Genomic DNA, 10,189 nt, shown 5'->3' with positions numbered 1-10,189 from the left:
TACCAGATCAGGCACAATTTCATGACCGAAAGGCATTGATATTTAGAAAATATGAACTCAAATACTCGACCCAGGGTCGTTGTTGTCTGAGTTCTCCGTCAAGCTCCTCGGTCCGGCGTTGATCGAACAGTTTCGCCTCGTTCCGACCGCCTTCACCCGCCAGCGCACGCTCACTGCGCCACGCCTCCTCGCGATGATGCTCTCCGGTGTCTGCAGTTCCGTGCAGGCCGCGCTCGATGATCTTTTCGCCCAGGTTCATGGCGCCCGCGTGCGCACTCGTGAGTGCTCTGATCGTGCGTTCGCCAAAGCGCGGCGCGGGTTGTCCTGGGCGGTGTTCGATCACCTCAACACCAAGCTGTTGCATCTGGTAGAGCCGTGGATCGATGCACATCGCTGGCATGGCCTGCGAGTCGTTGCAGTCGATGGCTCGCGCCTGCGCGTATCGACGCAAAGCGGCGCCAAACTTTCCGCCGATCACTATGCGTTCGCCCTGTTTCTGTGCGCAATGATTAGTCGCCAAGCGATATGCCCCTTGCGTTCGTTAACGAGTGCGCCAAGTAAACAGTGAAGAAGCAATAAAATTCCAAAGTGCGCCAGCAATCGCGCCGACGATACTTGCCAGGGCCCAAAACGGCAGAGTCGCAAAGAAAGAATTGGCCACACCCACATTCATGACCGCACCGAGCGCACAGACTGCGTAGAAACTCAGCAACCCTCGCCAGATCGCCCGCCCGCGCAGAGCGCGGTCTCGATAGGTGATCAGGTTATTCAATAGGAAATTCGAATTAATGGCTACGAATACCCCAAAGGCCTGCGCCAACGCAAATTGATCTATTAGAAAGACCAGCGCAATCTTGACAGAAAGAAGCTGCACGAAGATGCCCGTAAAGCCGACGGCACAAAATAGTACGAACCGCGTCGACACCAGCCCGCCAGTCTTCCGGACCACCAGCAGCGATACGAATTCGAGAGCGACAGCGGAATCCATCTTGGAATCTCCGGCGTGACGCGACCGAAACGTGTAGGGGATTTCATGCGTCTTCCATCGCCCTGCAGACGCGGCCAGCATGTCGGCGAGGATCTTGAACCCTTCGCCTTGTAGGGATGTGACCACCTCATTGAAAGACAGGCGGCGCACCATGAAAAACCCGCTGATCGGATCAGAGGCTGTGATGTTCAGCATACGCCGTGTTAGGGCTGTCGCACGATCGCTGCCGCATCGCCGGATACGAGACAGACCATCCCCACTCGACCCACCGTCAACGTTGCGACTGCCGATCACGATGTCCAATTCGCCATCACCCTGCAACGCATCAAGCATTGGTGCCAGCCGGGTTTCGTCGTGCTGCAAATCCGCATCGATTACGGCGCAAAACGGGGACGTGGAGGACAGAATGCCTTCGATACAGGCCCCGGCGAGGCCCCGCCGCCCGATCCGTTGGATTACACGGACATTGTCGAATTCCAGAGCCAAGGAACGCACTTCCTCAGCCGTGCCATCGGGGCTGTCATCATCCACAAAGATCGCCTCCCAGGACCGCCCGTCGAGCGCGGCGCGCAACAGATCGAACAGCGGCCGAACATTGTCCTTTTCGTTGAATGTGGGGATTACTACGCTCAGGTCATACATGCGTCAGCCCTGCTTTCGGCCGCTGGCTCCGGATTGTCTTCACGTATCGAAGGGCCTATGTCTGACGGCGCCTCGGCTTCGGGAGGGAGCCATGGCCATTAATAGGACGGTTTACGTGGCCGAAAAACTACAGAATTCCTGATAATTTAAGCCGCTGTGAAATCCTGTAGATAAGGAAACCCACCAAGGCTCCGATGACCAAGCCGGTCAGAGTATCCAAGGGATAATGCACCCCCACGTAAATACGGCTAAAGCCCACGATCGACGCCCAGAAAAGCAAAAGAAGCACCAGGTGCTTATAGATTTTTCTGAATAGCAAACCCAGGAAAACTGCGAATGCCATCGAACTCGCGGCGTGTGCCGAGAAATATCCATAACGCCCGCAACGCGGCGCGATATAACGGATGATCTCTTTCAAATGTTCTTCCCGGCAAGGCCTGGGGCGTTCAAAACCGTGTTTGAAGAGATTGGCCAACTGATCTGTTACGGTGATCATTACTACGATCAGTGCCATAATAATCAGCATATTTTTCAATCCATAATGGCGATGCACCAGATACATTAAAGCCACATAAAAAGGAATCCATGAAAGTTTGTGGGTGACAAACAGCCACAAACCATCCCAGCGTTCTGAACCCAGCGAATTCAGAAACACAAATAGTTGCTCATCCAGCAGTTGCACCCCACCGAAGAAGCTGATGACCGCAACCAGCGACGGATACCCCTGCACCGCTTCGCCCAGAAGCAGCGCGTTGGTCGCGATCCACAGTCCGAACAGTCCGCCGCCGGCAGCCGACGCAACGCCGATAACGGCGGCCCAGCGCAAAGGCTTGATCGGGAAGGAGGTGACGCCTTCGATCGCCAGTCGCAACGGGCCCAAGGTGCTCCACTTCGAGCGGCCGCCCGCACGCGGGTCGCGGTCGTACTCGATCACCCGGGTCTCCATGCCGACCCAGGCAACAGCCCCTTCATGTAACGGTTTCGCTCCGGCAATTGCTGCAGCGCATCCACTGCTTTCCGGCCCAACAAGCGGAAGTCGCCGGCGTCGGCGGGAATGTCGAAGTCGCTGATCCGGTTCAGCGCCCGGTAGAACGGATGGGCGCTGATGCGTTTGCCCAAGGATTCGCCGGCGCGGGTGCGGCGCCGCATCAGCTCCACGTCGGCGCCCTCGCGCCACGCCGACACCACCCGCGGCATCAGCTCGGGCGGGTCTTGGAGGTCCGCATCCAGGATGACGACAGCATCCCTAGCGCCGGGTCCAGCCCGGCCGTCATGGTGGCTTCCTTGCCGAAATTGCGGCTCAGGCGCACCAGCCGGATCGGCGGTCACGGCTTGCCGCGCCATGTATTCGGCGCCGCCGTCGCGGCTTCCATCATCGACGAACAGGAACTCGCAAGGGACGGCCAACTGCTCGCCGATCCGCTGCAGGCGCTCCGGGCAATGCGGGAGCACCGATGCCTCGTCGTAGAACGGAACGATGATCGAAACTTCAATGCGTTCGCGACCCGGGCACGTGCTTGGGGCGTGCCCGAGCGGAATGATCCCGGCGTGCGGACGCATGCGATGCCTCGTGCTATAACGAGGCGCGACTGTCAGGCGATGCGTCTTTCCGGATACTTACCGGCCAGGAAGTTCTCGCCGGCCAGGCAAAAGTTCGGCCAGGTAAGTGTCCAGTAAGGAAGGCGCTCGACAACGCCGCTCATTCGCGGCTCGTCGAACGCATGCAGGAGCAGGAGCTTTCAGTGCGAGCGCGTTACCTCCATCACTCACCAGAGAACGAAACGACGCGATGAGCCGCATTCTCCTGATCGAGGATCACGAGCGGCTTGCGCGACTGGTTTGCAAGGGACTCGTGGCAGCCGGAATCGCCGTCGATGTCGTCGATCGCGTCGACGCGGCATGGGCCACGATCCGGCGAATGCCTTACCAGGCGCTGGTGATCGATCGCGGGTTGCCAGATGGCGATGGGCTCGTCCTGCTGCAGCGCATGCGCCGCGCCGGAATCGGCATGCCCTGCCTGGTGCTGACGGCGCGGGATGCGTTGCGCGACCGTGTGGAAGGTCTGGATGCCGGCGCCGATGACTACCTTACAAAACCATTCGCCATGAATGAGATGGTGGCGCGCGTGCGGGCATTGCTGCGCCGCCCGGTGGAGGTTCGCCCGCTCGATCCCAGCCATGGCGATCTGACGTTGCGGCCTGCCGCCGGCATCATATGTTGCGGCGAGGAAAGCGTGACGCTGGCCTCGGCGGAGATGCAGATCATGCTGTTGCTGCTGCGCAAGCACGGGGAAGTCGTGCGCCGCGGCGCACTGGAGTCGGTCGGGTGGGGATTGGGCGAGGCCGTCACCCCGAGCGCGCTGGATGTCGCCCTGCATCGCATTCGCCGCAAGCTGCTCGTCATCGGCTCGCGCCAACGGATCATCAATGTCAGAGGTCTCGGCTATGTCCTTCGTGAAGCCGGCAGTGCCGAATAGCCTTAGCTTACGTGTCCTGCTCGCGTACGTGGTCGGGGTGACCCTGAGCATCTTGCTCACGATCCTGGTGGCCCTCGTGCTGACGACTTACCGCAGCGACCTGTTGCTGAAGGCAGACCTGACCGAGTACACGCGGGACCTGGTTGGGGCGGTCCGGTTCGACGGCATGGGTGTCCCAGACGGCCTCGCTGCCAGCGAGGATGACGACAGGTGGATCTACGAGAGTCTCAAGGAGGAAACTGCTTACCGCGTGCTGGACGAATCCGGGCGTCCGGTCCTTACTTCCGCTGCCGGAGAAGGATTCTGGTCTCCCGCCGAATCGCGGCAACTTGTGCCTGGAAGCTTCAACTTTGAGCGCGGGGGCGTCCGGATGCACAGCGTCATCGAGCCGTTCGAGCATGGTGGAAGAACGTGGTACTTCCAGTTCGCCGCCAGCACGAGAATTATGGGCTTCATTTACCAGGAATTTACCTTGCCGTTCATAGGTGCGGGCGTCGTCATATTCAGCGTGGTGCTGCTCGTCGTCTTCGGCATCTGCGCCTATGTCACGCTCGGATACACGCTCGGGCCCTTGCGCAAGCTGTCGGAGTCCGCAACCTCGATCTCGCCGCGCACACTCCACGCGCGATTGCGCACCGAGGCGGTGCCGTCCGAGATCGCGCCCCTGGTGCACAGCTTCAACCGCGCACTCGACAGACTGGAGCACGGATACCGCGTGCAGCAGGAGTTCCTTGCGACGGCTGCGCACGAGTTGAAGACGCCGCTGGCATTGATCCGCGCGCAGGTCGAGTTGAGAGAGGAGGGCGAGGACCGCGACTCGCTGCTCGGTGACGTCGAGCACATGACGCGCCAGGTGCAGCAACTTTTGCTGCTGGCGGAAGCCAGCGAGGTACAGAACTACGGCTTCGCCATCATCGATGTGCAGGAGGTTGCGCAGGACGTCGTTGCCCACCTGCAGCGCATGGCCGAGGCGGCGCACGTGCATGTGACCTTTTCCGGAAGCGCGTCCGTTGCGCGATGGCAAGCCGATCGCGGTGCGCTGTTCACGCTGCTGAAAAACCTGCTGGAAAACGCCATCCAGCACGCTCCGCGCGGCACCGAGGTGCGGGTGGAGGTGGACGCTGCAACGGTGACGGTACGCGATTCGGGCCCCGGCGTGGATCCGCAACAACTGTCGCAAATGTTCTCCCGCTTCTGGCGTGGCGCCCATCGGCGCGACCAAGGCGCCGGCCTCGGCCTGGCCATCTGCCGGGAAATCGCGCTGGCGCATGGATGGGGGCTGTCCGCACACAGGGCGGACCCGGGATTGCTGCTCCGGTTGTCCGTGAGAATGGGGTCTTCAGGTCTAGCAAAAGTAGCATCCGAAGAACCATCGCACCACGGGGACATCCACTAGCCCGGAACACTCACGACTCCAGGCAACGCACCGCAAAGGCGCCGTGCAGCATCGGCGATCGTGGTCGCGTGGCAGTCGGGGCTGTGAGCGGGCACATTCTGGCCAAGCAGCGGCCAGATCCCGTAGGGGAGGCCGTGCTCATGAATAATGCGGGCTAAGCACGCAGAAGAACAAAATAAAGGCATATAAAGCACTTTTTCTCTTTACCTGACGGAGTCAAAAGTTACGCTCAATCTACGCAAACTCTTTCATGGCTAGATGCTCAAAAGCTTCGCTCATTACGAAACGAAGTTGATCGAAGAATGGATCATCGAGAGCACGCACGAACAAGGGCTGTTGGCCGTTCCGTTAGAGGGCATCGAGCACTCGCTACTGTCGAGCTTGATGCAAAAATCCATCCGTCGGGGGCTGGTCGGTTGGGCGGTATTCGCTGCGCTCGCCCTGCAGTCGGCTGATCCGGCCTACCCCTGGCGACGTCTTCGCGGGATAGCCGCAGAGGACATTTCGCTCTCCAATATCGAGCTCGTCGGCGGCGTGCTGGCATTGGCGGGTAAGCAAAGCCTGATCAACAAGGTCGGCGCGCGAATGATGCTGGCCTATGTCGTCCGGTCGATGGCGTTGTCCACGAAGTGCCGGACCGCATGCGACCTATTGATGCTCGCCAATGCGCATCCGAACATCGAGACGTTCAGGACGACGCTCACCCGCTTTGCGCCGTCGGACTGGCCGCGTCACTTCTGGGACCCCGCGGCACCCCCGTGGCAGCGGGCGGCAGTCTTGCAATCGATTGCAGGGCTCTCGGTGAGGAAGGGTGCGCGATGGGTCTGCATCAGTTCGCCGCGCCCTGCGCTGCTCGAGGAGATCATTGAGCGAGCGGCGGCGCCTCCCGAGCTCGAGTACGTCGTGCTCAAGGGCACCCGGACGGACGCGCTAGCGCAACTGGCGCTGCTTTGTCTCGAACCACTCACGAGTTCCAACAGCGTCGGCGGCAGCTTGGTGTGACGGCTCACGTTGGCGATGCCGCCTCGAAACATGTCATCCATCGCCCGGCCGGCGGCTTTCGATTGTTCCGCATTTGCCGCCACCCACGCCTCCATAACGTCGTCCAGAGGCTTGTTCTGTGCCGTAGCGAAAGCTTGAGCCGCCTCAAACTGCGTCATCATCTCCATCATTGCGTTGGCGTGCCCGGAACGGGTTGCGTCGGCCATGGCCTGGAAGCCTTCTGCGATATCGGCGGCACCGACGCCGTATACCTCTTTCAGGACATCATTGTGAGGCGCCAGAACGTAGCTGTAGAACTCGCCTTCCAAAACTTGGTAGCGGTTCCCGCGCAGCATTACCCAGGTGGATTTCGCGCGGAATTCAATGTCGGCCGTGTCGGGACCGAAGACGCCGTCTTTGGTATCGGCGGACGAGACCATGGCGAAAAACATGGCCTGCTCTCGCAGTTTTCGACCAAGTTCAAACAGCTCGACGCACTTGGCTTCGTCGAATGTCACGTCCGCAGGAGCGGCATCTGACGCGAGAACCGCGTGCACGTACTCCAGCAGGAACTGATTTTCGTTGATCAGATCATCCGGGCCGGCCGCTTCGTGTTGCTCTTGAGTAGCGCTTTGGTCTGCAATCGATTTCATCATGTGCTGGGCGTAGATGTAGCCGAGCAAATCATGCGGAGGCATGGCGACGATCAGCTCGCGCATGCGGGCGGCAATGGCTTCCATGTCCTTCAACAAGGAAGCAGCGGCCTCTTTCCGTTTTTTATCGTCCATAACTACTTATGCCTTGCGCTCGATGCGTACCACCTGTTGCAGTTCGCCGAACGCGAACTCACAACGAACTGCGCCAGGATGTCCGGTCGCGCGGCAGCAATCCATCGGGATCGTGCACCTCGAACAGATCATCCGCAGTCATCTGGTCCGGATAGAGCACCAGATTCACGCCGCCCGGTTGTTGCGTCGACGGAAAGGCCAAACCGGCGGCACCTGCTGCCAACACACGGTCGGCCATTTCCCAGGTCGGCGGCTCGATCCGTTGCCGGAACCACAGGTCCTTCCAGGCGCAGTCCCACTCCCGCCACAGCGCATCCCATGACGGTGAGAATCCACCGCTGAAATCGACAATGCGTGCGAGCGTCACCCGGTAAGCGGCCATCGTGCCGGGCGAGAACAGCTGTTCGGCCTGGCCGTACTCGGCGATGGCGGTGTCCGGCGTGGTCGACAGATACACCGCGTCCGGCCCGACCTCATCAAAGATCATCCGGTCGCGCCGGCCGACAGGTTGATCAGGTAGTCGCGCACGCCCTCGGCCAGGCCATCGGCCACCAGTTGCTCGGCGGTGCGTCCGTCCAGCTCCATCAGCGGCACGTTGCGGAACCAGAACACTGCACGCTGACGGTCGCCGCCGGTCAGTTCCACCGCAATCGCCAGCACACTGGCGGCGCCGCGAAGGTAATCCTGCAGCTTCTCCGCGTCCGGCGAACGGGTGGTCGTGGTGCGGTGCACCTTCGCCAGTTCGGCCAGCCGCTGGGTACTGATGTGGAGCGTGTCGCTGAAGGCGGACGGCGAGAAGTAAGGGGCGCCGGGCTCCCGCAGGTCTTCCAGAAACCGGGCAGCATGATCGTGGTTCAGGACGGCATTCATGGGAGGACCAAAGGCTGAGAATGTGATGCATTTTTGATGCATGTCAAGCGCTTTGCTTCTCCGGCCGGTCTTCACACCGGCCCACCAGATCGATCGCGAAACGAGGATCAGCGCCTGGATCGCCGGCCGGCCTCTCCTCTACACGAACGACCGACTGATCTGGTGCAGCCTCAGGCACCCGGTCTCCGGGAGCGGATACGGCGCCGAGGTCTGCCGCGGGAGTGGCAGTCTCGGGTCTATACCTACGGCCTCAGCGGCAACGGAAGGTCAGTGAGTGGTTGCGTCGGGGTCAGCGGGTCATAGGCTGCTCCTGGTATGGCGATCGTCATCGCCTCAATGAGCAGGGATTCCACCTATCGTGCAGTTCAGATTTCCGGGGCCGGCTCTTGTGGGTGAAAGCATGAGTTGGCCGTTTCTGTAAAGCAAATATGTTGGCCACTAGCTTCTGTCATTTCACTCCAGACCCTTTGAAGCTCAAGAACTTCAAATGCAGATAAAGCAGGCTCCGCTTCCAGCAATGAAACTACAGGCGCCCACCTGTAAAGCCCTTACCGGATCAGGGTGGCTAGCCTCCGACACGAGCCGCGTTCCCCATCCGCAAGCCAGCTTCGTCGGAAGGTTCGCCAGCAACACGCGTAAAAGCACTTACTGCATGGCTTTCTTGACCACAACATGCGATATTCCGCGTGTTGCCAGAATGGTCATACACATGCGTAGTGTTGAGTTCCTGACCCCTGATGAGCTGTTGGCCGAGGTTGGTGATCGTCTACGGCGCTGGCGCTTGGACAAGCGCACATCGCAAGCCGCCTTAGCCGCCAAGGCAGGCGTGTCGCTGAAAGCTCTCCAAGCGCTCGAGGGAGGTCACGGCTCTGCGCTAGGCACCTACGTTCGAGTCCTGAAGGCACTGGGGCTGCTGGAGACGCTGGATGCGCTTGTACCCGTGCCACTAATCAGTCCGATCGACATGTTGAATCGACGGTATGTCAAGCACGCCCGACAACGCGCACCAAAGGCGAAAGCTCACAAGTAAATAGACTTACGGTTCGCAGCAAATAGTCAACGGTCACGTGGATCGTCTGTCACGCGTTCTCCGCAAACTGTATGTGGGTTTATCGCTCGCTCACACAGCGAAATTGCATCGTTCCCACACCTGTCGGTATGGATCGTACAGTCGAGTTGGATGGAAATGATCGATGATGCAGTCCGCTGGAAGATCTTGCTGGATCATGAGGCCGGATGCTTCGTGTTCACCAGCATGTTCGAAGTGATCTAGCTGTCTAGAAACAAACAACGCTTGTAGCGCCATCCCTGCATAGTCAACAATCTGTCCATGGCACAGAGTGCTCAACGGCACGTTGCAGACAAAGACCGTGGGAGTGCCCACCTGCCGCAGTACGGCGCGGTGGCGTTCGCTGATATGAGCCGCGATAGCATTCAGGTATTCGCTACCGTACAGCATGTAGTGACCACAATGCCGCTGGAGAAATCTACTGTTTGCCTCGAAATAGACCCGGCCAGCACGATAGTCAGTTCCTACTCTCTCGACCGCCCGCAGAAGGACTTCATCGCTAACGGATTGTCCCGCCCCCTCGAATAGTTGCTGTAGATAAGCGATTTTTGACGGCCCATCCAGAACCTTCAGTCCCTGGACGCGATAGTTAGTTGGATCGATCGGTCGAGCACCATGAAAGGCGCGTATCGCCCCATAATATTTCTCAATGCGATCTGCCAACAGGTGCTTCGTCGAGATCAGAGCACCAGTCTGTGCTGCGACAATCTCGTCGAGCCATCCTAGGTCATCACCGACTACATATTCTGGTGGTTCATTGTCGAACGCTCGCAGCACGGACGAGGTCAGTACGTCGCTCAGCGTTTCCCAGAAATGACCAGCCCAACTGTCAAACTCTCGCCATATCCAAACGTGTTCCATCGGTGATCCCATAGATTGCGCGGATGACGGACGAAGTGGCCATATACGCGCCACTGACTGAACCGACAGGGTTGATCATATAAACCAAGCCTTGATTATCAGCAGGTCGACGTCAATC

Annotated in this window: 10 protein-coding genes; 4 read left to right on the top strand and 6 right to left on the bottom strand. The window is 59.6% G+C overall.

The features are described from left to right. Window positions 1–82 precede the first annotated feature (82 nt). Window positions 83–568 carry a hypothetical protein gene (locus tag AB5T46_RS17510; protein WP_370565354.1) on the top strand — a complete coding sequence of 162 codons (486 nt, stop codon included), beginning with the start codon at window positions 83–85 and terminating at the stop codon, window positions 566–568. Here the strand turns inward: AB5T46_RS17510 and AB5T46_RS17505 are convergent. From AB5T46_RS17505 to AB5T46_RS17495, 3 genes are all read right to left on the bottom strand, one after another. Further along, a complete protein-coding gene (locus tag AB5T46_RS17505) occupies window positions 542–1,630 on the bottom strand; it encodes a glycosyltransferase (protein WP_370565353.1) in 1,089 nt (362 codons plus the stop codon). The two genes, AB5T46_RS17510 and AB5T46_RS17505, sit on opposite strands and share 27 nt — an antisense overlap. Before the next feature lie 127 nt (window positions 1,631–1,757). Continuing rightward, the gene (locus AB5T46_RS17500) at window positions 1,758–2,564 is read right to left on the bottom strand and encodes a phosphatase PAP2 family protein (RefSeq protein ID WP_370565352.1); all 807 of its coding nucleotides are present in this window, start codon (window positions 2,562–2,564) and stop codon (window positions 1,758–1,760) included. Further along, on the bottom strand, window positions 2,561–3,190 hold the full coding sequence (locus AB5T46_RS17495) for a glycosyltransferase family 2 protein (RefSeq protein WP_370565351.1): 630 nt from the start codon (window positions 3,188–3,190) through the stop codon (window positions 2,561–2,563). Before AB5T46_RS17495 ends, AB5T46_RS17500 begins: the two co-directional genes overlap by 4 nt. A gap of 229 nt (window positions 3,191–3,419) precedes the next feature. Between AB5T46_RS17495 and AB5T46_RS17490 the strand changes: the two genes are divergently transcribed. Further along, window positions 3,420–4,106 carry a response regulator transcription factor gene (locus AB5T46_RS17490; protein WP_370565350.1) on the top strand — a complete coding sequence of 229 codons (687 nt, stop codon included), beginning with the start codon at window positions 3,420–3,422 and terminating at the stop codon, window positions 4,104–4,106. After that, complete coding sequence (locus AB5T46_RS17485) at window positions 4,075–5,502, top strand: sensor histidine kinase (protein ID WP_370565349.1); 1,428 nt, start codon at window positions 4,075–4,077, stop codon at window positions 5,500–5,502. The genes AB5T46_RS17490 and AB5T46_RS17485 overlap by 32 nt, the downstream gene beginning before the upstream one ends. A 731-nt stretch (window positions 5,503–6,233) precedes the next feature. Here the strand turns inward: AB5T46_RS17485 and AB5T46_RS17480 are convergent. After that, window positions 6,234–7,271, bottom strand: coding sequence for a hypothetical protein (locus tag AB5T46_RS17480; protein ID WP_370565348.1), 1,038 nt, complete (start codon window positions 7,269–7,271; stop codon window positions 6,234–6,236). A 58-nt stretch (window positions 7,272–7,329) separates the two neighbouring features. Next, the gene (locus tag AB5T46_RS17475; protein ID WP_370565347.1) at window positions 7,330–8,172 is read right to left on the bottom strand and encodes an RES family NAD+ phosphorylase; all 843 of its coding nucleotides are present in this window, start codon (window positions 8,170–8,172) and stop codon (window positions 7,330–7,332) included. 621 nt (window positions 8,173–8,793) lie between these two features. Between AB5T46_RS17475 and AB5T46_RS17470 the strand changes: the two genes are divergently transcribed. After that, window positions 8,794–9,171: a helix-turn-helix domain-containing protein gene (locus tag AB5T46_RS17470; RefSeq protein ID WP_370565346.1), complete on the top strand. Its 378-nt coding sequence runs from the start codon at window positions 8,794–8,796 to the stop codon at window positions 9,169–9,171. Between the two features lie 90 nt (window positions 9,172–9,261). Here AB5T46_RS17470 and AB5T46_RS17465 read toward each other — a convergent pair whose 3' ends face one another. Continuing rightward, complete coding sequence (locus AB5T46_RS17465; protein WP_370565345.1) at window positions 9,262–10,071, bottom strand: hypothetical protein; 810 nt, start codon at window positions 10,069–10,071, stop codon at window positions 9,262–9,264. Window positions 10,072–10,189 lie beyond the last annotated feature (118 nt).

Origin of the sequence: Luteimonas salinilitoris, assembly GCF_041300785.1 — a bacterium.
Lineage (GTDB): Bacteria > Pseudomonadota > Gammaproteobacteria > Xanthomonadales > Xanthomonadaceae > Luteimonas > Luteimonas salinilitoris.
Note: the sequence above shows the minus strand (reverse complement) of the source record. Positions and strands in the feature narration are given on the sequence as shown.